The following is a 22,200-nucleotide window of genomic DNA, read 5'->3' as shown; positions in this document are numbered from 1 at the left end:
CGAATTAAAGACAATGTGTACAGTACATGCCTGATGGTTATACCCCGTTTTGTCTAGTTTTTCTTTATTGTTTCCCTTTCATTTTGTCTATTGTTTCCAATAGCGAATTGATCGTTTTGAGTATACTTTGCTGTTTTTCATGATCCTTTTCATTTTCTAATTCTTTTGAGAGTGATTCCAATTTTTTCTCAAATGTTTTCTCTATCAATGTAGGATCTTTTGATAATTCTGGTTTTGGAACCTCCTTTTTCTCTGGTTGACGACCGCACCCAATACACAAAGCCTGACCTTCCTTCATGACTCTAACTCCTTTACAATATGGACATGGTTCGCTTAGTAATGTTGCTCCTTTTAGTAACATTTCTGCTGCTTTTTTAGTTAATTCTTCTGGCATTACTTTTTGTATATTTTCTATCTAAAAATTAGTTTGTTTTCTATTTTTTCTTCATATTCAAACAAGGCTTAATAGTGCGAATAATTGAATTGATTTCGAACGTATGGCAGTAATTTGTAATACTTGTGGTCTTCCAGAAGATTTATGCGCATGTGGTGAACTTGCCAAAGATAGTACTAAAATAATTATTCGATTAGAAACTAGACGATTTAAGAAAAAGGGTACTATGATAGAAGGATTAGATCCTAAACTAAATAATCTGGAAACTGTTGCAAAAGAACTCAAAAATAAATATGCGTGTGGTGGAACTGCCAAAGAAGGTTATATCTTCTTACAGGGTGATCATAGAGATACGATTAAAGATACATTGATCCACCTTGGGTTTGCAGAAGACACTATAGAATTACACTAGAGTGAATTGCAAAATTCAAATAAATTTCTCCAATCACTTGGAATTCCATTCACTGCATTATTATCAGTAATTTTTGGGTTACTACTTGTATCATTCCCTATTGGTATCTTTGTTGTTTTTGAAACTGATGTTGGGGGAGATATCAATTATGAATATCCTATCACTCATCTAAAATTATTTGAAAATACTGATTTCTATCAAGCCTCGACTGATGTGAGTTTGGGTGATGCATTTGTAATACTGTGGATTTTCTATCTTATACTATTTGTAATTGCTATTTTAGGTCCTAAACATGATTTTCTGAAAACTCTTTCTCCAATTATCTCATTTGGTCGATATGACACTCGTGCAAATTATATGATTGGAATCACAAAATGGTTTTCAATTTTGATTTTAATTTCTGCCGTGATTAACTTTGTTCAAGAGGGAATTGGAATCGAAATTATTCCCCCACTAGATGACAATGATCTGATTCAGTTTTTCTATGTTAGTCTTGCTCCTTTGATTGAAGAATTTGGCTTTCGATTGATTTTACTAGGCATACCCTTGTTTGCTCTTCATTCTGGAAGGTCTTCTGTGAAATATTTTCTAAGGTGCTTGTGGACTCCTGATACTCTGAACATTCATGATTCGAAAAAGGCATTTTTATTGATAATTTTTGTTGGAATTCTTTTTGGTTTTTCTCATATTGCCTTTGGGGATTCTTGGAGTAGTGGGAAATTTGCCCAAGCTACTGCTAGTGGAATTATTCTAGGTTGGGTTTATCTTCGATATGGATTTGTGGCATCTCTTTTGATTCATTGGGCTGCAAATTATTTTGTATTTTCATATGCTACTTTTATTTCTCAAATTAATGTGATTTCTATTGAAGATGCATTCTCTCATTCTTTGATGTTTACATTAGAAATTCTACTTTTAGCTGCTGGCATATTTTCTGTTTGTATTTTATTTGTAAATAGATTTTATTCCAAAAAAGAAACCCTGAGTGTGGGTTCCTAAAATGAAATCATTTCTATTTTTATTATTTTTGTTTTGTTTTGGAAGTATGTCGTATGTATATGCTGATAATGATATTCCTTTTTGGATCCAAAATAATGCTCATTGGTGGTCTTTAGATAAAATAAATGATGATGAATTTGCTCATGGTGTTGATTGGTTGTTATTTGATACTCTCTTGGAGTCTTCTTCGGTCTCTTCAAAAAATAACATCCCTCATTGGTTCAAAAATGTTGCATCTTATTGGACAAATGATTTAATTTCTAATGTTGAATTCATAGATGGATTACAATATCTACTTGATCAAAATATAATTTCAATTCAACGCAGTATATCTATATCTGATTACAAAGAACATCGATTTTCTGGAACTAATGAAATTTTTAAAATATATGCTTATGAAAAAGATTTTTACTTTGATAATGATGTTCCAATTCCTAAAGATATCCAATTTGAATTAAAATCAGATTATTTTGATCTTGAAGAAATCACCTATGATTCCACAAAACAAAATGTTGTGGTTATAATCCCAATTTTTACTTCCAGTGCTTATTGGGAGCCTGGTTTTTATAATTTTTTTAGAGGCGAATGTGGTATTGAATGTCTAACTACAAATATTGAATTTTCCAAATTTTTTGGTTTCAATGCATCTGATAATGCTGTAAAAATTTTATCATTACTTGGGTATCCATTTGTTTATGATATTGATGTTGATCAAAATCCTGAAATTTTAAGTGAATTTGATTCAGTAATTGTTCTTCATAATGAATATGTGACCCAAAATGAATTTGATGCAATTACGACTCATCCTCATGTATTGCATTTGTATCCCAATTCACTATATGGGCATATTTCAGTTAATTATTCTGATGATACCATTTCACTAATTTCAGGTCATGGTTATCCTGATGAAAATATCCAAAATGGATTTAATTGGAAAAATGAAAATACACATCCATACGAATTTGATATTGAATGTTTGAATTGGGAATTTTATTCTATATCTAATGGAAAAATGTTAAACTGTTATCCTGAACATCTTATAATTGATGACTCTGAATTACTAAAAGAAATTAAATCTCTTACTATAAACAAATAACTTACAAATTTAATGCTACTTTCAAACCTTTGTATCTATTTCTAATTGTAACTTCTGTTACCCCTGCGGCTTCTGCAACATCTCTTTGAGTTTTATTTTCACCATTTGTCACGCATGCAACATACAATGCTGCAGCTGCTAATCCCATTGGATCTTTGCCTGCTGATATTTTTTGCTCTTCTGCTGTTTGTAATATTTTAGTTGCTTTTCTTTTTGTTTTTTCAGATAGTCCTGCTTTACTTGCAATTCTTGAAATACATTTTACTGGATCTACTACTGGCATTTTCAAATTTAACTCTCTTAGTAATAATCGATAACATCTTGCAATGTCTTTTCGTTTAATATTGCTTGCTTGACCAATGTCTTTTAACGTTCTAGGAGTTTCTGTATCTCTGCATGCTGCATACAATGCTGATGCAATTAATGCTGAAATAGAGCGACCTCTAACCAGACCTTTTTCAAGTGCTTTTCTGTAAATATAAGCTGCTTTTTCAATTACTGAATCTCCAACAGCAAGTTTGTCTTTTAATCTGTCTAATTCACTAAATGCTTGTCTAAAGTTTCTATCAACAGGTTCATGAACCTGACTTCTACTATCCCATGTTCTTAATCTTTCAATGGTGCTTTTCATTGCAGCAGTTAATGGTTTGCCTGTCGCATCTCTATTTTGTGGATTAATTACTGTGGCCAATCCCATATCGTGCATGGCAAGTGATGTTGGAACTCCTGCCCTGCTTTTGTTTTCCCCTTCATTTGAAAAGGATCTCCACTCTGGTCCTGATTCTTCTACTTTGTCAGTGATCACAAATCCACATTTTCCACAAAAATTTTCACCCGTATTTGCATCTGTAACTAGTGTTCCCTTTCCACATCTGGGGCATTTGTCTTTTGGATTCGTTGATTTAACCATTTTTCAAAACCTTTTATGATAATATTTAACATTTTCTAATTTATCATATATAAGTATGTCTGTAATTTCATACCTAAAATGGGAATTTTTTTATGGTTTGAGAGTTTTTTGTTTAATTATACTCTAGTATTTTTTTAATTTTTTTAGAAATTTCTGGTTTCTCATTTTGTTCAAGTAAAAATTTCAAATCTTCTGCATTGTCTACATCCCACATTATTCTTTTTACAAAAACCATGGCGACATTGAGTGTATGCTCTTTTGCAGTATTCATGTGTATTTTGTAACTATCTTCATCATAATGGGTTTTCATCAAATCTATTGGCATTCTAGCTAGGGCATTAGTGCCATCAAATCTTCTTGATGGAACAATGATTGCAAAATTTGGATGCATTTTGTAGTTTAACATAAAATCGATATCTTGAGTTTTGATAAATGGAATATCTTGAGGAAAAACAATTGATGCATCAAAATTATTATCAAGTAAATACTTGTCAGCCAACGCAACTGCACTGTTGACACTTTCTTCTTTTTCATCTATTATTGTTTCAGTGTTGAATTTTTTTCCAATCTCTATTGCTTTTGCTTCTTTTGTCACCATGATTGTTTTTTCAATTTGAGGGGATATTGATAATGTATGCAAAATTTCCTCTAACATGACAATGCATAATTCTTCAACTTGTTTTTGTGATAAATCTAAACGTGTTTTAGCATTTGAAAATGTCTTTACAGGAATGATTGCCGCTATTTTCAAATTATACGTGTACTTGTTTTAAAATGAAATTTGCCAATGCGTCTTCAGCAAGTTTATTTTTCATGGTGATTTTTGTTTCAAAAACTTTCATATCTAAACTTTGAATTTTATTTACTAGCATCCTATCTTTTGTATCTACAATTATGTTTGAGCATACATCAGAATACATCTTTGCTAATCCATAAGCATTTGATTCTATACCTGCAGCTTGCATATATTTTGCAGCAGGTCCGCTAATTGCATTATCTCCTATTAATGGACTAATTGCAACAACTTTTTTCTTTATTTTTGATAATTCCTTTCTAATGCCTTTGATTTGCAACATTGGGCCAATTGACGTTAGTGGATTCCCTGGTGCCAATATTACCATGTCTGCATCATGAATTGCATTCACTGCTTCAGGATTTGGACGGGCTTTGTCTGCTCCGATATATTGAATCCCCTCGACAGGATCTTTTCCTCTATGTTTTACCCAATATTCTTGTAAGTGTAATTCACCTTTGTCTGTAGTAATTCTTGTTTCAATACTGTTGTCTGTAACTGGAATGATATTTGCACTAACTGCAAATTTCTCACACATCCATTTTGTAATGTCACTTAGATTTTTTCCATTTTTTAGCATGTTTGTTCTAATCAAATGAGTGGCAGCATCTCTATCTCCCACTCTAAACCATGTCTCTTCTCCAAAGACTTCCATTTGACGTAAAAAGTTGAATGTGTCTTTTTTCATTCCCCATCCTCGCTCTTGATCAAGTAAATCTGCTAATCCATACACGATTGTATCGATATCTGGGCATACGTAAAGTCCGTATAGCCAATAATTATCTCCAACATTGCTAATTACGTTGACTTTGGATTCTTGTGCAACTAGCCCTCTAACTAGTTTCACCGACCCTGTTCCTCCTGCTAAAACTGTAATCATATCATATTCCTCTAAAACTGAAGTTACTGACTTTGTTACTCAATATTACTTTTTCAAAAAATGCCGATCTAGTTATTTAGGATAAGTTTATTACGGTAATTTCATGGATTTTACTCGTGTCTCGGGCTGTATTATTGTCTGTTTTGTTAGCAACTCTCATCGTTGTAGGTACAAGCACTCCTGTGTGGGCTGCTCAATTAGATGCTCGAATTAATCCTAATACTGAAACATCTCCGTTTAAGATGACTTATCTGAAAACTGTCTTTATTGAATATCCAAATGGTGGAAATCTCTTTGATGAACTTAAAGGAAAAGAATGGACCATTTCTGGAACTGCAGATATATCAAATCCTGGAGTTCAACAATTAAAAAATGAACTAAATCGTGGTATTGCAAATGATGGAAGTCAAGCTCAAATCGATGATTTAGTTGTAGATTATGAAATTCACCTTAAAGCAAGAAACATCAACACTTCAATTGATTATCGTGTAATCTTAGAGGGAACTTTAGCTGATTATGTAATTACTGATGATGGACAAAGAACTCTAGTTGATTTAGGATGGAGAGCAATGTCTACTGATAAAGAAATTGTAATTGATGGAGTCGAAATTAACATTCCAATTAATATTCTGAGAGACCAAGAACCTGAAGTTTATACTTTCTTTGCTGGTACTGAAGCAGAAAATGTTTTAGGTAAACATCTCATTAATGCTGATTTTATTTTAGAACAACCATTAACTAACTGGCACTTTCTATTTGATCCCACTGGTATCAATGTAGATGCTGGAACTTTTGGATTGGATGATGAAATTGCAGGATTTGTAGTTTCATCTTGGACCATGGGTGAAAGTAGTATCAGAGAAGGAAGACAAGTTGAAAGAGTTTTTGAGGCTTCAGTAACTTCTGATCAAACATACATTGTTAGAAGTGTTCAATCAACTGATACTGCAAACTTGTCAACAATTGGTTTTGGTGCTTTAGATAATTTGGATGGAATTGAAATTGCCGGTGTTACTCCAACTCCTCCTGAGGATTATATGACTACCTCAACTGGTGATTTCCCAGTAATGATAGTTTATGGAATGGCTGGAATAGCAGCTGTTGCAGGTATTGCATTTTTCTTTGTGAGTAGCAGATCACTCAAAAATGAGAAACAAGGCCAGCAAGGAATTGACCCTGAAAGATTGGTAGGTTACCAAACAAGTGCTTCTTCTGGTGGTTATCAAACCAATAGAGGTGAGGCTCAACTCAAAGATGATACTGATTATCAGCAAACCCGAAGCGTATATGAGGGTGATTCTACTCAAAGTCCTCCTCCACAAGCAACTCCTTCAACTGAAGAAGAAGCAGCATGTGGCTGTGCAGCTTCTGCTGAAATGGGCTCAGAATGTGATTGTGCAATGCAAGGTGCTTGTCTATGTGATGCTACATGTAGATGTGGTGCAGATATTTGTAAAGAACAAGCTAACTCTATGAGTTAATTCTTACCGTAATTTTCTACTCTTAATATTTCCACAAATGGGAATATTCACGATGTTTAATGTTTTTGTTAAAAAATCATTTTCTCATTATTCAAAATACTAGTAAATACCATGATTAGTAATGTCTGAGAGACTCACAATAATGCTAAACAGCGATATTGCAAAAAAGCTTAGAGCCCTTCAAGCAAAGAAAATCAAAGAATCTTCTTCAACAGTTAGTTTTTCAAGAATTGTAAATGAAGTCTTAGAAAAAGGATTAAAATAGAATTATTCTTTTTTTGATATTTTTATTTTGTGAATTGTCATGATATGTCTTTTGAGATGACCTTCTCCAGCTAGATGTTTTTTACAATGGGGGCATTGAATTCGTTTCACCATCTTATATTCATACTTTTTATGAAATTCATATATTAACTATTGTAAAATATTAAAAATGTGTGCTGGGAGTAACCCTCCTTCTGTTTTCACGATATTTCGCTTTGCAGCCTACCTGAACTTAGTACAGGAACTATTAGTTCTGTTTGGCTTTGCTCCATGTGGGTCGTCTGTTTCATTCCTTTTATGGAAACCTCAGGTTTTGCCATCATTGTGCGCCATATTGGATTCTTTTCTGCTCCGTTGCCAACCATCTCTGATTATCTATCTCCAGATCACATTTCCTGTTTGGAGGGAGGAGTTTCCTCTGCCGTAGCAGCGTGTCGTGCTCCAGCTCACATGAAAACTCATACCTCTCATTGAATTTGAGTATTACTTTGCAGGTTTTGTGCCTATGATGAACAATGTACCGTATTCTCTTTTCCATTTTTTCTTATTTTTCAAATCTTTGATGTGTTTTGTTTTTACATCGAATCCTACATTTTTGAAAAAACTCCTCCATTCTTTTTTTGAATGAAGGTGCATCTGTATTTTCATAATTCCTGCCCACCTAGCTGTTGATTTATTATCTGTATAGAAATCTGTACCGCAGAAAAATTGTCCCCCTGGTTTTAATAATTTGTATATTTTTTCTAGTGCTATTTCTATAGAGTCTGCATAATACAATGACTCCATTGAAAAAATAAAGTCAAATTTCCCTTTGTATTTCATTGATTCAATGTCTGTGTGAATATACTCTTCTTTTTTACTTTCAATCTTTTTTTTAGATTGAATGACCATTTTCTTACTCTTGTCAATTCCGACTGCTTTTTTACACTCTTTTTCACTGGCAATTTTTCTAACTACCCATCCATTACCACACCCTACATCTAGAAAGGTAAATGGTTTTTCAAAAGATATTGTTTTTAAAAATTTTAAAACATTTTTGCCATGCTCCATCTCCATTAATTCGGCTCTTCCATTTTGAGCCCATTCATCAAAAGTTTTTCTCACTCCATCCATATTTTCAAATCTTTTTTCTTTCAATTATAATCTTCTTTTCACTGAGCTTTAGTATGAACAACTTCTCAGTGTCTCTTATATTCAATTTCTTTTAATTAATTCTGAAGAGAATTGCCTGATGAATCATGCCGAAATTGTGGTGGAAATTTATCTGAGAATACAAAGTGCTCTCAATGCTTCAAGCCAACTAGTATGATTTGTAATCACTGTGAAAAATGTACTCAAGTGCAATTCCATTCATTTTGTATGTCTTACCAGACCAACCAAACCAACGCTGTGCCAACAATTGAGTCTGGTAACTACTCGATGGTAGTTGCCATGGCTTAATTTACGAAATAAACAAAAATCTATGATATCATAGCTGCTCAAGTTTTAAGTAGTATGAGCCTCGATTTGGATCCTTGTGAGCCGAATTCCAGTAGTATTGAGCCTGTTTGTTGTTCTTTTGATGCCTGTATATGCATCTGCTCAGACTCCAGATAGAATTACTCTCTTGGAGAATTTTGGAAATTACGAAAGCGGTGAGCCGTTATTTGTTTATGGACAGATTGCAAGTATAGTTGATGATTCTTTTCTAATTATGCAGATTTTTAATCCCCAAGGTGACATATGCCAAATTCAACAATTGATGCCTCTGTCTAATGGTGCATTTATCACAGATGTAATCCCTCTAAAGGGAAGAATTTGTGGAATTCCTGGTGAATATGAAATTAAATTATTCTATGGGGATTACTCTACATCTACAACATTTAGTGTCTCATCTGGTTCTTTCTCTGAACCAACAAAAGATCAAATGATTTCATCTGCCAAAAATTTGTTATCTGAACAAGGATCTGTTATTGGCAATTTGTATGACATTCCTTCCCCTGTATCAAATCAAACATCTAGCAATTTATCTGAATTAGAATCTGAGTATGTTTCACTTTGGAATGAATTCTTTGTAGATGATTTAATTACAGAAATTAATCCGTTAATTAGACCTGCTGTATCTTCATCGTTAGATTCTGTACAACAATTATTAGATGACGATGAAATTTCTTTTGAAATTGCAAAATCTATTGATGAAATTATCTTTGCATCTGTATTTTATTATGAGATAGGAGATAAAACAAAAGCCATTGATTTGCTAACTGATGCCTTTGTAGATGTAAGAAACGTAAATCCTGAAAAAGTATCCAATCAAAGAGCTCCAACTTTTGATGAATTAGAAGAAACTCTGTTAAATTTAATGAAAAAATCTGACACTGTGATGAGCAAATCTGTCAAAAACGAAGTTGGATTTATTTTTGCAAGAGGTACTGCTCCTGTTTATTCTGATGAAATTGGAGAACTAATTGATGTTCTCTCAAAATCCCGCTATCTTGACGTGGTTTCAAGAAAACAAAGTGACCTTTACAAATTGGTTCAAAATGACTGGGAGTCTCTAAAGCCTTCTCTGATGGGCAAAGAATCCATTGATGAATTAATTGCCTCATCTATACGAGTTACGGAATTACATCAAGCAGCTATTTTGCTACGAGAACTTGATAGTGTTGATAGGTTCATTTCCTCTGATTCTGAAGAAAATGGGGATCTTGCCAATCTAATTCAACCTGATTGGAGTGCCTTGGAACGGGATTTGGCTTTAGCCTCTTCAGTTGAGGATATTTTGGAATCTGAATCCCAAATCCACCAAATGGTGCAGATTATAGATATTTCATCACGAATCAGTAAGAGTGTAGAAATTTCTCAAATGAGTGGGATTGACTCTTCTCTTGTTGAAGACTGGAAATCTCTTTTAGAACGAGTTGAAAATGCGGATTCAGTTGATGATATTTTAGAAATTGTTTTAGAGTTTGATGAATCTATGACCGAACTACGTGAGAAAAGAAATCCTTTGGTAGTTTTGGAGTTTCAGTACAAAACAATGAAAGAAAAGGCTGAATTGCAAGCAGATTATGAAAATTTATTTTTGATTGATAATGCTTTGAGAATTTTGGATACTGCCAAACAAATGGAATCTGGAAATCCATCTATTACTAGAATTGATAGAATTGAAGTTTTACTAAGTTGGGTTAGTGAAATGTCTCCAAAAATACAAGAAGATTTGGATGCTTACAATAAAGATGCATACAAAGTAAGAGCCAGTGATATTTTACAACGTGCAAAATCTCTTGAAAATTTAGTTGAGTTGAGTTTAACTAAAAACAGATTCTTGCCAAATTATATTGAATTTACAGAAACATTCAATGAAAAAATTGATAATGTGAGAGATCTTGTGATTAAAAATGATCTTGATCAGGCAGATGAATTAGTTCGTGATTTGTTTGATGAATGGAGTCAAGTTTCAAAAGCATACACTGATGATCCATTAGGATCTGAAGTGGGTTACACTGCTGATGAAATCAAGCGTATTGAATTCCGCAAAAAGCTAGATGCTTTCTCAAACATGGTTTCTTCATTTTACAATACAGGATTTTCAGAATATGTGGATGAATATAATCAAAAAATGGCAGATGCCAATCAGATGATTGAACTAGCAAACTTTGTTGATGCAGAATCAAAAATCTCTGAAATTGGAGATTATCTTAGTAAATATCTTGTATTAGATAACTCTAGTATTATTTACGATATTTCCTTTGATGCTGAAAAAAGTATTTGGGTAATTAATGGGGCTACAGAAAAATCTGCCTTTGATAGACGAGAAAATCTCTATGTCACTGTCTATAATATGGATGGAACAAAACACAGTAGTCTTGAATTCACTGATACTAAACAAGGCAACTTTTTCACACAATGGATTGCTCCTGCTGATCCTGGACTATATGTTGTAATGTTGCAATATAAGGATTCAAAGGCTTCACAAATCGTGCATATTGAAGAAGAATTTGACTATGAATACAATGCTACTGATTTGAGTATGGTTGAACTTGCACGTGAATTTGAAGAATTAGAATCATTTGCTGAAGCATTTGGTGGTGAGAGTTATTTTGAAAATCCTCGATTTGCTTCTGTAATTAATGAAATCGAATTTGCATTCAAAGATAAAGATGCTGAGGATGTTGATGACAATCTAAATGAATTAAAAACTATCATAGAAAGATATCTTCCAGTACGTTCTCGTGTGGCAGTAGTTGAAGCCATTTATGATGATGACAAGTTGATTGTATCTGGTGCTGTTCAAAAGACTCTTGCCTTTAGAGAGGATTTGTTTGTGGATGTCTATGATCAACGAGGAACTTTGATTGAAGAGATTTCATTAAAAGATAATTCTTCGGGATTATTCACTGAAACTGTTTCTAGAGCATTTGAACCAGGTGTATATGTTACACAATTACAATATCATGATGTAGTAGTCACTGATTTCTTTAATGTAAAATAATTATTTTTTCCCTTTTACTAAATTAAAGAGCTGTCTTACCGCAAGTTTTGGATGGTGAGTTGCTAGTTTGATCATGTTGGATAATCCAAAATCTGCTTTGATAAAATCAATGAATTCTTCAGATTTTAATTCTTTAATGATGTCTAGCTCTTTGTCCCATTCATCATCTGTTAACCCTATCCATCTATCTTGAACTTTTCCTGCTGAATTAATTTTTGATTCAATCTCTTTTCTCCAATTCTCCTCATAAGGATAAAGTGATTTTTCATCTGTTTTTCCTGACTTTACTGCATCTGCTACTACTTTTCCTGCAACTCTTCCGAATTTTATTGCATATCTGATTCCTTCCAATACCAATGGATTTGCTTGTCCTGCTGAATCTCCAACCAGAATCAAATTATTGAAAACTGTTTTTCTAGACAATCCGTCATTGGGAATTAACCCATAGTGAAATTCTATCTCAGTTAATTCTCCTAGTTTTTTTATTGGGCCTAATTTTTTCTCCATGATTTCTTTGAGTCTTTGTGTGGGGTCGACATTTGATTCAGGCTTTCCTACCCCTACACCGATTCTTACGATATTATTCCCTAATGGGAAAATCCACGCATATCCAGCTGGGGAATATTCTTGCCCTACCATTAACCACCATGTATCTTCATCAACATTTTCAGCTTTTACTTCATATTCTGCACCTGCGCCAAACCTTTCCCATTGAGTTGCAAATCCCATTGCTTTACAAACTGTTGAAGGAAATCCTGTTGCATCAATTACCACTTTGGAATGAAATGTTGTTTCTCCGTTGGAACCTATTCCTTTAACTCCTATAATGTCTCCGTTTTTATTTTTGATTATATTTTTGATATTCATCTTTACAAAAATATCCACTCCTTGTTTTTTTGCTTCATTAGCTAACCATCTGTATGTTTTTCTGACATCCAATACTGCAGCTCTTGGAACAACATCGCTAATTGTAACTTCATTATTTGGTGAACAAAATGAAAAATTTTTGATTGGATTAAAACAATCATCTGGAATTCCAAATTCTTTAATATTTTGAATCCATGTGACTCCGCTAGTTCTCACTGTTTCTGCAATGGATTCTTCTTTTTCAAGTAGCGCAACTTTGATTCCATTTGTTGCAGCTGCAAATGCGGCTGACGATCCTGCAGGTCCTCCCCCAACAACTACTAAATCATAATTATGTTCTTCAGACAATTAATTTCAATGATGATTACCTAGGATATAATTTTGAGGTCGTTTAGTTATTTTTTTAATACCGGTGTGCCTGTGGAATCGTTTTCTCTTTCTGAATCAAAAGTTTCCATATGTGCTGGATCTCTATGCATGAAACTGTGAGTTTCTCCTTCTGCCTTTCTGCAGAATTTTGAATGAATTGTCTCTTCGACTTTTAATGTTGTTTCATTTTCATGAAATAGTCGTTTTCCGCAGTCTGGACATGTAAATTCAGGCATAAATTCCGTCAGTTTCAAATCTATTTAGATGTTTCATGCTTTGAGAGAAAAATTTGTTCTCAACCTAAACTTTAGATGTTTATCATTTCATAGGAAACTATGGATGAATCTGAACTTGTATCTTTTTTGATATGGTCTGTAATCACAGGGGTTGTAATGCTAGTAACTGGAGTTAGTTATCGTGCTTACTCTAAAAAAAATAAGATCTCTTCATCTTGATCCGTTTGTATAAAATTATTTCATTGTTCTAAGTTGTTTTTCTGTATCTCGAATAAAATCCTCATATTTCATAATCTGAGTTGTTATTCTAAATGCATTCATTTGATCTTCGTTGTCTTTAGACCCGAGATATGGTTTTCTTAGGGCCATTAATTTTTCCTGTTCTTCTGTAGCTTTTAGAATATCGTTTTTTAGATCATCTCTAGTTGCCACAAATAAGGTATGTGAATTTCAAATTTAAGATTTTCATCCTTCTGAAGCTGTTTTGCCGCCATCTACATTTAGAATGGTTCCTGTAACCCAGTTTGCTTCATCTGAAGCCAAGTAAAGTACAGCATTTGCAACATCTTCTGGTTCTCCAACTCTTGCAAGTGGCAATCTTTCTTCAAGAACTTTTCTTGCTTGAGGATCATCAAGATATGGTTTTATCATTCCAGAATTAATAATTCCTGGATTTACACAATTACATCTGATGTTTCTTCTTGCATATTCAACTGCAATTGATTTTGTAAACATCGAAATTGCAGCTTTTGTAGATGAATATACTGCCAAGTGAACTCTTGGAATTGCTCTTTCACTAGAAATTGAGCCCACATTAACTATTGCACCATTTTTAACATCTGACATTTTTGTTAAAGCTGCTTTTGTCATATGAAACACTCCTAACAAGTTTACGTCAATTAATTTTTTAATATCTGCATCTTGCATTTCGTGAAAATGTATTGGGTCATTAATTGCTCCGGCATTATTTACCAAAATATCGATTTTTCCATATGTATCCATAATTTGATTTACAGCTTGCAATACTTGGGATTCATCTGTCAAATCACATGAAATTGATGCTGTGGACTCTTCATTGCCAATTTCTTTTCTAGTTGCTTCCAATCGTTCCAAATTTCTTGCAACTAGGATTACTTTTGCACCTTCTTCTGCAAATCTCTTTGCAATACCTTTTCCAATGTCACTAGATGCTCCTGTGACTATGGCAACTTTTTCATTTAATCGCATAATACTATGCTGTATTCATAACTTATAGAATTTTTGTTGAATTCTATTCGTGATTTTTGCTTATTTTATCTATTAATTTTTTTAAGATACTCGATAATTCCTGTATAATCTATATCTCCAAGACCTTCTTTGATTGCATTTTCATATACTTCTTCAGCTTTGCTAATCATAGGTAGTTCAATTCCTAGAGTTTTTGCAGTATTTGTAATCGTGGTGATATCTTTTTTCAAATTAGCTAGAGTGAACGTTGTATTGTATTTGCCATCGATCATCTTGTATGCCTTTTTTTCACTCATTCCTGTTTTGAAATATGTAGAGTTTAAAATTTCGAGAAATATTTTGGGATCGACATCTGCTTTTTTGACAAGAGTGATACCTTCAGATAATGCCAATGCTAACATGGTGATTTGAAGATTCATTGCCAGTTTCACTGAGTGGGCCACTCCACTTTCACCCAGGTGGAAAACTTTGCTTGCAATAGTGTCAAAGACTATTTTACACTCCTCAAAACTATTTTTATTTCCAGATGCCATCATGACCAAATTTCCTGTAATTGCAACATTGGGCCCTCCCATTACTGGAATGTCTAGTTTGTTTATGTTGTATTCAAGAAATTTTTTTGTGATATTTTTTGATTCTGATGGGTCAATTGTACTCATATCTGCCACAATTAATTTCTCATGAATTCCTTTGATAATTCCATTTCCTTCAAATGAAACTTGTTTTACTGCATCTGCATCCTTTACTACGATGATCACCAATTCTGATTTTTCTGCAACTTCTTTTGGTGTTGATGCTATTATGGCTCCCTTCTCTCTTAATTCATTTGTTTTTTCTTTAGTTCTATTGTATGCAATTATTTCAAAATCTGAATTCAACAAATGTAATGCAACTGCATTGCCTAACATCCCTAATCCTATAATTCCAATTTTTTTCATTGAACCATATCCAATATTTTATTTTTAATGACGCTCTTCATCTTGAATTTCCCAATTTTTGTTACCGAATCTTGATGCTACAAATTGTATTTGCCCAATTGTTTTATCTCCTTTTTTGACTTTGGCAAAATCAAATTTTTTCATTTTGATCATTTTTTCTTTAGGTTTGTATCCTCCTTCGATAACTTTTACTTTGAATCTCTTACTTGCTTTGATAATCATTTTTCTTGCATTTTGTACATCGCCAATCCATGAAAACATTTCAAAATCCCCGAAATTTTCCGTTGTTACAGTATATCCGTATAATCTGGCTTCTAATTTCTTGGATTGTGCTTTAGCTTGTTCATTTAACCATGAAACAACTTCTTCACCATGATCTTTTTCAACTCCAAATGTCTCTGAATCTCCCATGTCATCTCATTCACCATCTTAATCCATAATAATCATTTTCTATGATTGTTAAACTAAAATATTGATTCAACCACATTATCTTATGCTTACTATTGACTGTAAAGATGTAATTTCAGTAAAAAATGATTTGCTTGTGTATGTGGCTGATCAGGTGGCTGCAATTCCTACTTTGAAGAATAACCAATTTACTTTATCATCATTGGATGATGACGAAATTCTTGATACTACTAAAGTCATTTCTGCAATTAAGGAATATTTAGATTCTATAGATGAAGGTCGTAATTTTGCTGTAATTTCAAATAATGATGTAATTAACATTACATCTATTTCTGGTAGAGTGATAGAGAAAACAGAAACTGAATCACAATCTGGATTGTTTTCATGTACTCACTGTGGATATGTTACTCAGTATCAGGTTGAACTAAATGTTCATATGAGAATACACTATCTTTGAATTTTTAGTTTTTCTAACAACCAATTTCTTTTAATGATTGGCATATCTGACGCCATTGAAAAGCTATATTGTGAAAATCTGTTTTGGTATTCTGAAATGTAATTATTTGCAACTTTTGGTGTGTTGAAACTTGTTCTAACCCCATCAACATTTACTTGATTTCCTAAAATATCATAAATGATTATTTTGTACTTTGTGGGTTTGACAAAGCATTTTGTACAATACCACAATGTTCCTAGTAAAATTATAAAAAATATTGTTACTATTTTATCTGCAATTTTTCTCATATTTTGATTTTCAACAGGATCTTTATAAGCACTAATTACTCAAAATGATTGTGACAAAATCCCCTAAAAATAACATTGCAAAAGTGTATTGTGAAAAATGTGATCTCATTTTAGAGTCTCGTGAAAAATTTGAAAAACATCTTGATGGTCATTCTTCTACTGTTACATGCGAGGTTTGTCCAATTGATACAGCCATTGCCAAATTTGTGAATCTCTTCAGACGAAAATCTTCACATAATTTGGAATAAGTTTTTTTAACCTACTCTATCTGTTTTGAATTATGAATAAAAAAGGAGTAATTTTAGGCGTGATTGCAATTGCAATTATATCTGGAATTGCTGCATCTGTATCTTCATCTCCTTCCGAAACTGTTAATTTGGACATGAGTAGGACTCATGGTACAATTTCTACTGCTATGGGCTCTCCTATCTTAGGTGATCCTTCAGCACCAATCACTATTATTGAGTTTGGAGATTACCAATGCCACCAATGCTACAATTGGTTTCATAATACAAAACCTGCAATCTTTGAAGATTACATTGCAACTGGAAAAGTTAATTTAGTTTTTGTCGACATGGCATTTTTAGGACGTGATTCTCCAAAGGCTGCTCAAGCAACATATTGTGCAGAAGAACAAGGAATGTATTGGGAATATCATGATATGCTTTACACTTTACAAGAAGACAAAATTGATGGTGGTTGGGCAAACTCTGAAAGACTCAAAGCTATTGCACTTGATTTAGGTCTAAACTCTGATTTGTTTGAGAGTTGTCTTGATTCTGGGAAATATACTAAACGTGTTCAATACAATACACAACAAGCTAGAGATCACAATGTTCGTGGAACTCCTAATTTCATTGTAGTTGGCCCTGATGGACAACAACAACTTGGTGGTGCACAACCATTTTCTGTGTTCAAACAAGTATTGGATTCTATGGTTTAGATGACATCTGTAATTAGTCTCGTTTTTTCAAATCTCAAATATCTGATACTTTCACTGGTAATCTTTTCCTCTATGCTAGTTGGATTGCTAATTTTATCTGAATACATCTTTTTGGAACCATATGTTGTTAGTCATCTTCCTTCTGGAACTGAATTTGGGTTTGTGCTGATTGTAACTATATCTGCACTTTCTGCATTGGTCTTGCCGATGAATATTTTTCGTATAAATATTCTAAAAAAATCAAAACAGAAAATGGGTGGAGGTATTTTTGGTTCTATTATTGGTGCAGCTGCAGGAGCATGTAGTTGTGGTCCAATAGGTTTTGCTGTGATCTCTACATTTGGCTCAGTTGGAGCTACTGCAACAGCATTTCTAACAAACTATGAAATTCCAATTAGAATAATTGCCATTGGAATTCTTGCTATTACTTACTTTACAACTGTAAAATCCTTGAAAATAGAATGCAAGTTTGATCCCAATTCATAATGGATAAGAAATTACCAATTAGGCAAACTTTTGCAACCTTGGAATGTATCTTCCAGCCTTTTCATGTATTATTGTGACATTCATCTATGTGCCAATCAGACCTAGTAGGAGAGATCCAGAAGCTGATGAAATTGAAGATGCTGAAGACTAGCATCACTCCCAAATTTCTATTACAATTTGATAAATTTTGAATTAATTAAAGTCGAGATATTTATTTGCCTTTTTTAGATCTAATTTAATGCAGAATTGGAATTTAATTTTTGGAATTCTGATCATTTCAAGTCCGATTCTATTTTCAATGATTGCATTTCCTGATTCTATAGCTTGGAGTTGGAATGAGGGGCGTGGTGGTTACTTTTTTGCTCTTATCTTTATTGTCGCTGAATTAATTGGATTAAAAATTGTAATTTCAAAGAAAAAATTACTTGCAGTCATTCCAATGGCTCTTGCAACTATTGTATACTTGGTTTCTTTAGAATATGGTTTAAGAGAATACATTATTTCATCTGCAGAACAATTTGATGTACAATTAATTTATTCTTGGACTTGGATGTGGGACTTTGTTGTAATGGCAATCTTTGTCGTTGCAGCATTAAGTATATTCTTTGGAAAACGTTGGATTAGAATTGCTCCAGCTGGTCCAATATTTCTAACTGGTACTGCGATAATCCTTTCACTTGATGCATTTTTCCCATATGATACACTTGGCCCATTACAATATGTTGTCCCGTACTTTGTTCAAGCAAATGTTTGGTTGGTAACTGCACTTGATCTTGGAACTGCAGTTGCACGTGACAATGTAATGTTTTTGCGAGGAGAACACGGTTCAATGGCTCTTCAAGTATTTTGGCCTTCAGCTGGTGTACATAGTATCATAATTTTTTCATTGGTCATTGGGGCATTCATGTTAAAACTAAACATTCCGAGAAATAGAAAAATCATCTATTTTGTATTGGGAATTATCGGTACGATTATTGTTAATTTGATCCGTATTTTCTCCTTGTCTTGGTATGCTCTCAAAGTAACAACTGATCCTGTTGCATGGGAAGAATATCACAAAATAGCCGGTGAAATAATGTTCTTGCCGTGGCTATTTGCATTCATTTTGGTAGTAATTTTGATAGAATCAAGGCGACTCAAAAAATCTGAAAAATAACTTTTTCTAAAAATAAGAAGTGATATCGCTTTGGCCTTGCACATCTGAAAGTTCTGAAACCTTTACGCCTAATCTCCTAATTGTAATGGTTTGATTTTCTAATGCTTCTTTTAGTAATTGATCAGATGTTTTTTCTAATTCTTCAATACCTGATGTTGGGTTTCTTAACATTCTAGATTTTGATTTATTTGACAAATCTGACTGGACAAAATGTATTCCAACTGACTTGAACATTTGATTATTTTTCTTAACTACACTATGAACTTCTTTACATAATTCTGAAATATTTTCTGATAAAAATTCATAATCTTTCGAATCTTGTTTTAATGTGGTAATTTTACTATATTGAATACGCGCTTCTCGTTTTTTTACTGGTTCGTTATCTAATCCTCTTGCTGCGTTATGAATATAAGCTCCTGTTTTTCTTCCAAAAAATTTGTTTAATGTAAATATATCAATTTTTTTTAAATCTTGAATTGTTTCTAATTTCATCTCTGAAAATTTATCTTCAGTTTTTTTACCTATACCTGGTATCGTTCTAATTTTTAATGGCTCTAAAAATGCTTCAACTTTTTCAGGTGAAACTATTGTTAATCCGTCTGGTTTTTGAAAATCTGATGCTATTTTTGAAATAAGTTTGTTAGGTGAAATCCCTATTGAACAACTAAGTTTTATTTTATCTCTTATGGAATTTTTAATTTGTTGAGCAAGATGACTTGCTTTCTCAAAATCTCTTTCAACTCTTTCTGTTACATCCAAATATGCTTCATCTCGACCGACATATTCAAAAATATCTGCATTTTCTTTCATGATTTCCATTGCTTTTTCAGAAATATCTGAATAGAAATCAAAATCAACGGGTAAAAACACTGCATCTTTTCTTTCTTCTAATCTTTTTTTTGCAAAAGCAATTGGTATTCCTGACTTTACTCCGTATTTTCTTGCCGTATAATTTGCAGTTGCAATCGCTCCGCTATCTCCTCCCCTGTCTGAAAAAACACAAACACATACTGGTTTTGATTTTAATTCTGGGGCCCTTGTCTCTTCACATTGTGCATAAAAATAATCAAAATCTATGTGGAAAACTATTCTTGTTTCCAATGTTCTTTGAAGATACTTTGATTATTACTAGATTGTGTATTTTCTTTTTGAGGCTAGTTTGATGGTAAGTACAATTTTTTACAACTGATCGGTTATATTCAATCAAATTTTGTTTATTTTTATGGGCAAAATCACTCTGGGTGGAATTTTAACATCTGGTGTTGTTGTCATGTTGATTTGGTTCTTTTATGCCGTACCTGAGTTGTCAACCTCTCCTGAAGTATTCGAAGTTTCAGCTGAAAATATTGGCATGATTCAGATTGCTGATGATATTGGTTCCCCCTTATCTGATCCTATCAAAATGGTTTTTGTTTGGAATGGAAATGTAGTTGAAAGAATTGGAAATGAAATAAAAATGCAAACATCATATACATACAGAGATATACTTACTGACGAAATTCTTTGGGAAACCACTCTTGATGAAACTGTAGATGCAACTACTCGAAAGTATATTGACAAGCCTGGCCATTTTATGTTCCCAAGTGATTTAGAACAAAAAAACTATCAAGTTTATGATGTTGGTGGCTCCGTATTGAATTATAATTTTGTAGGTGTGACCGAAATTGAAGGGTTGGAAGTTTATGAATTTTCAGGTGAAACAACTTTTGAAGTTTCTTATATCTATCCTGATTTTGATGTCCCAATTTATGAAGATTATTCTGCTACCAATTTCATTGAACCCAAAACTGGAATCGAAGTATCGTTTACAGAAAGGTTTACAGATTATGCAATAATTGATAATCAAAAAGTTCCAATTTTAGATGCTTGGGATGGTCCTTCTGAATTTTCTCAAAAGATTTTGGTTCAAAAGGCCGAGACCCAAAAAAGAATTCATGATTTGTATCATAATGTTGTACCTGTAATTATTGCAATCGGTACACTTGCCATCGCAATCATTGTTTATTCTAAAGCAAAAGTTGAAACTAAATCTAAAGAGATAGTTGAACTTAAACAAACAGAAACTAGAAAAGATGAATTTTCATCTATGATTGCCCATGAGCTAAAAACTCCTTTGGTTCCAATAAAGAGTTATTTAGATATGATAATTTCAGGGAAAATTGGTCAACTCACACCACAACAAATAGAGAAATTGGAAATTGTTCGTTCAAGCGCAGAATCTCTGAATAAACTCATTGATGATTTATCTGATGTTCAAAAATTAGATACAGGAAACATGAAGATGCATAGGGAAATCAATTCATTATCTGATATCATCAATGAAACTGTAATCAAACTCGAGCCTGATTTTAATAAAAAAGGAATTAAAATAAATTTGCAATTAAATCATGTAGGATGTTTTTGTGATAAATCTAGAATCTCTCAAGTTGTCTTAAATTTACTTACAAATTCTATAGATTTTACTCCTTCTTCCGATGGAGAAATAATTATTTCATTATCTAAAGAAGGTAAGTTTGCAAAATTGTTTGTAGAGGATAATGGTTCGGGAATTCCTGAAGATAAACTTGAACATATATTCCAAAAATATTATCAAGTTGATTCCTCGTTAAGAAGAGAGTATGGTGGGACTGGTTTAGGATTGTCTATTACAAAAGGAATCGTTGATATGCATGGCGGAACAATAACTGTAGAATCAAAAGTTGGTGAATTTACTAGATTCACAATAATGTTGCCATTAAATGATAGAGAATCACAGATTTCACAAACTCCAAAAATTGAATCTTGATGTTGTTTTAAAAGATATTAATACAAAATTTTGCTGTAATATTTAGAACAATCTAAATAACAAAAAAAGAAAGTCTTTTCATGGAATATCCCTTATCTGTAGATGAAAATGGAGTAAATCTAAAACCTGAAAAAATGGAGAAAGAAAAACTCTATCATTGTATTTTTAAGAATAAAGCAATGTTAATTTTCAAAGATTCTCAAGATGTTCTAAATTGCTATGAAATCGAAGAAACAGATCTAGTCGACCAAATTAAGAAAATTGACAATGATGACGATCTTGAAAAATTATTTGAAGACTATTTGAAAGGAAATACCTGAAAAATTAAATAAAAGCGA

At 32.8% G+C, this 22,200-nt stretch carries 26 protein-coding genes and 1 other RNA gene; 13 read left to right on the top strand and 14 right to left on the bottom strand.

Translation table 11 applies throughout. The annotated features are described in order from the left end of the window. Window positions 1-64: 64 nt before the first annotated feature. Window positions 65-394 carry an Sjogren's syndrome/scleroderma autoantigen 1 family protein gene (locus C5F47_RS06155; protein ID WP_179360229.1) on the bottom strand — a complete coding sequence of 110 codons (330 nt, stop codon included), beginning with the start codon at window positions 392-394 and terminating at the stop codon, window positions 65-67. 103 nt (window positions 395-497) lie between these two features. Here C5F47_RS06155 and yciH point away from each other — a divergent pair, with 103 nt between their 5' ends. The 3 genes from yciH to C5F47_RS06140 are packed head-to-tail and all read left to right on the top strand — an operon-like array spanning window position 498 to window position 2,901. Further along, window positions 498-806 carry a stress response translation initiation inhibitor YciH gene (yciH, locus tag C5F47_RS06150; RefSeq protein ID WP_008298941.1) on the top strand — a complete coding sequence of 103 codons (309 nt, stop codon included), beginning with the start codon at window positions 498-500 and terminating at the stop codon, window positions 804-806. Between the two features lie 6 nt (window positions 807-812). After that, window positions 813-1,805, top strand: coding sequence for a CPBP family intramembrane glutamic endopeptidase (locus tag C5F47_RS06145; RefSeq protein ID WP_179360228.1), 993 nt, complete (start codon window positions 813-815; stop codon window positions 1,803-1,805). 46 nt (window positions 1,806-1,851) lie between these two features. Beyond that, window positions 1,852-2,901, top strand: a complete 1,050-nt coding sequence (locus C5F47_RS06140; protein WP_179360227.1) for a hypothetical protein — start codon at window positions 1,852-1,854, stop codon at window positions 2,899-2,901. A 1-nt stretch (window position 2,902) separates the two neighbouring features. Here C5F47_RS06140 and C5F47_RS06135 read toward each other — a convergent pair whose 3' ends face one another. The 3 genes from C5F47_RS06135 to cofD form a co-directional block, all read right to left on the bottom strand. Then, window positions 2,903-3,811 carry a transcription initiation factor IIB gene (locus tag C5F47_RS06135; RefSeq protein WP_179360226.1) on the bottom strand — a complete coding sequence of 303 codons (909 nt, stop codon included), beginning with the start codon at window positions 3,809-3,811 and terminating at the stop codon, window positions 2,903-2,905. A 112-nt stretch (window positions 3,812-3,923) separates the two neighbouring features. Then, on the bottom strand, window positions 3,924-4,562 hold the full coding sequence (gene cofC, locus C5F47_RS06130; RefSeq protein ID WP_179360225.1) for a 2-phospho-L-lactate guanylyltransferase: 639 nt from the start codon (window positions 4,560-4,562) through the stop codon (window positions 3,924-3,926). A 1-nt stretch (window position 4,563) separates the two neighbouring features. Next, a complete protein-coding gene (cofD, locus tag C5F47_RS06125) occupies window positions 4,564-5,484 on the bottom strand; it encodes a 2-phospho-L-lactate transferase (protein ID WP_179360224.1) in 921 nt (306 codons plus the stop codon). Window positions 5,485-5,600: 116 nt separating this feature from the next. Here cofD and C5F47_RS06120 point away from each other — a divergent pair, with 116 nt between their 5' ends. Together C5F47_RS06120 and C5F47_RS06115 are read left to right on the top strand one after the other, a co-directional pair. Continuing rightward, the gene (locus C5F47_RS06120) at window positions 5,601-6,965 is read left to right on the top strand and encodes a hypothetical protein (protein ID WP_179360223.1); all 1,365 of its coding nucleotides are present in this window, start codon (window positions 5,601-5,603) and stop codon (window positions 6,963-6,965) included. Between the two features lie 121 nt (window positions 6,966-7,086). Next, entirely contained in the window at window positions 7,087-7,230 is a 144-nt protein-coding gene (locus C5F47_RS06115; RefSeq protein WP_179360222.1) for a hypothetical protein, read from the top strand. A gap of 170 nt (window positions 7,231-7,400) precedes the next feature. On the opposite strand, the gene rnpB is transcribed toward C5F47_RS06115, so the two are convergent. Together rnpB and C5F47_RS06105 are read right to left on the bottom strand one after the other, a co-directional pair. Continuing rightward, window positions 7,401-7,679, bottom strand: an RNA gene (gene rnpB / locus C5F47_RS06110) — RNase P RNA component. Between the two features lie 33 nt (window positions 7,680-7,712). After that, window positions 7,713-8,342, bottom strand: coding sequence for a class I SAM-dependent methyltransferase (locus tag C5F47_RS06105; protein WP_179361806.1), 630 nt, complete (start codon window positions 8,340-8,342; stop codon window positions 7,713-7,715). Window positions 8,343-8,745: 403 nt separating this feature from the next. Between C5F47_RS06105 and C5F47_RS06100 the strand changes: the two genes are divergently transcribed. Next, window positions 8,746-11,703, top strand: coding sequence for a hypothetical protein (locus C5F47_RS06100; RefSeq protein ID WP_246271048.1), 2,958 nt, complete (start codon window positions 8,746-8,748; stop codon window positions 11,701-11,703). Here the strand turns inward: C5F47_RS06100 and C5F47_RS06095 are convergent, their stop codons facing one another. From C5F47_RS06095 to C5F47_RS06070, 6 genes are all read right to left on the bottom strand, one after another. Next, on the bottom strand, window positions 11,704-12,918 hold the full coding sequence (locus C5F47_RS06095) for an NAD(P)/FAD-dependent oxidoreductase (protein ID WP_179360221.1): 1,215 nt from the start codon (window positions 12,916-12,918) through the stop codon (window positions 11,704-11,706). It lies immediately after the preceding gene. 47 nt (window positions 12,919-12,965) lie between these two features. Continuing rightward, window positions 12,966-13,175 carry a hypothetical protein gene (locus tag C5F47_RS06090; protein ID WP_179360220.1) on the bottom strand — a complete coding sequence of 70 codons (210 nt, stop codon included), beginning with the start codon at window positions 13,173-13,175 and terminating at the stop codon, window positions 12,966-12,968. 234 nt (window positions 13,176-13,409) lie between these two features. Further along, the gene (locus tag C5F47_RS06085) at window positions 13,410-13,607 is read right to left on the bottom strand and encodes a hypothetical protein (protein ID WP_179360219.1); all 198 of its coding nucleotides are present in this window, start codon (window positions 13,605-13,607) and stop codon (window positions 13,410-13,412) included. 33 nt (window positions 13,608-13,640) lie between these two features. Further along, window positions 13,641-14,402, bottom strand: coding sequence for an SDR family NAD(P)-dependent oxidoreductase (locus tag C5F47_RS06080; RefSeq protein ID WP_179360218.1), 762 nt, complete (start codon window positions 14,400-14,402; stop codon window positions 13,641-13,643). Window positions 14,403-14,467: 65 nt separating this feature from the next. Further along, window positions 14,468-15,340, bottom strand: coding sequence for an NAD(P)-dependent oxidoreductase (locus C5F47_RS06075; RefSeq protein ID WP_179360217.1), 873 nt, complete (start codon window positions 15,338-15,340; stop codon window positions 14,468-14,470). Window positions 15,341-15,364: 24 nt separating this feature from the next. Then, the gene (locus tag C5F47_RS06070; protein ID WP_179360216.1) at window positions 15,365-15,751 is read right to left on the bottom strand and encodes a hypothetical protein; all 387 of its coding nucleotides are present in this window, start codon (window positions 15,749-15,751) and stop codon (window positions 15,365-15,367) included. An 82-nt stretch (window positions 15,752-15,833) separates the two neighbouring features. On the opposite strand from C5F47_RS06070, the gene C5F47_RS06065 reads away from it, so the two are divergent. Further along, the gene (locus tag C5F47_RS06065) at window positions 15,834-16,205 is read left to right on the top strand and encodes a C2H2-type zinc finger protein (RefSeq protein WP_179360215.1); all 372 of its coding nucleotides are present in this window, start codon (window positions 15,834-15,836) and stop codon (window positions 16,203-16,205) included. On the opposite strand, the gene C5F47_RS06060 is transcribed toward C5F47_RS06065, so the two are convergent. Then, window positions 16,196-16,492, bottom strand: a complete 297-nt coding sequence (locus tag C5F47_RS06060) for a hypothetical protein (RefSeq protein ID WP_179360214.1) — start codon at window positions 16,490-16,492, stop codon at window positions 16,196-16,198. The genes C5F47_RS06065 and C5F47_RS06060 overlap by 10 nt on opposite strands. A gap of 50 nt (window positions 16,493-16,542) precedes the next feature. Between C5F47_RS06060 and C5F47_RS06055 the strand changes: the two genes are divergently transcribed. From C5F47_RS06055 to artG, 4 genes are all read left to right on the top strand, one after another. Further along, entirely contained in the window at window positions 16,543-16,740 is a 198-nt protein-coding gene (locus C5F47_RS06055) for a hypothetical protein (protein ID WP_179360213.1), read from the top strand. Window positions 16,741-16,772: 32 nt separating this feature from the next. Further along, window positions 16,773-17,435 (top strand): DsbA family protein, encoded by a 663-nt coding sequence (locus C5F47_RS06050; protein WP_179360212.1) that lies wholly within the window; start codon window positions 16,773-16,775, stop codon window positions 17,433-17,435. Continuing rightward, window positions 17,436-17,921 (top strand): hypothetical protein, encoded by a 486-nt coding sequence (locus tag C5F47_RS06045; protein ID WP_179360211.1) that lies wholly within the window; start codon window positions 17,436-17,438, stop codon window positions 17,919-17,921. 238 nt (window positions 17,922-18,159) lie between these two features. Continuing rightward, complete coding sequence (gene artG, locus C5F47_RS06040) at window positions 18,160-19,077, top strand: thaumarchaeosortase (RefSeq protein ID WP_179360210.1); 918 nt, start codon at window positions 18,160-18,162, stop codon at window positions 19,075-19,077. 6 nt (window positions 19,078-19,083) lie between these two features. On the opposite strand, the gene dinB is transcribed toward artG, so the two are convergent. Next, entirely contained in the window at window positions 19,084-20,178 is a 1,095-nt protein-coding gene (gene dinB / locus C5F47_RS06035; protein WP_179360209.1) for a DNA polymerase IV, read from the bottom strand. 121 nt (window positions 20,179-20,299) lie between these two features. Here dinB and C5F47_RS06030 point away from each other — a divergent pair, with 121 nt between their 5' ends. Together C5F47_RS06030 and C5F47_RS06025 are read left to right on the top strand one after the other, a co-directional pair. Continuing rightward, window positions 20,300-21,862, top strand: a complete 1,563-nt coding sequence (locus C5F47_RS06030) for a porin PorA family protein (RefSeq protein ID WP_179360208.1) — start codon at window positions 20,300-20,302, stop codon at window positions 21,860-21,862. Window positions 21,863-21,942: 80 nt separating this feature from the next. Continuing rightward, window positions 21,943-22,182, top strand: coding sequence for a hypothetical protein (locus tag C5F47_RS06025; protein WP_179360207.1), 240 nt, complete (start codon window positions 21,943-21,945; stop codon window positions 22,180-22,182). Window positions 22,183-22,200 lie beyond the last annotated feature (18 nt).

This window comes from Nitrosopumilus cobalaminigenes (assembly GCF_013407145.1).
GTDB classification, from domain to species: Archaea; Thermoproteota; Nitrososphaeria; order Nitrososphaerales; family Nitrosopumilaceae; genus Nitrosopumilus; species Nitrosopumilus cobalaminigenes.
This window is presented reverse-complemented; position numbering and strand designations above follow the sequence as displayed.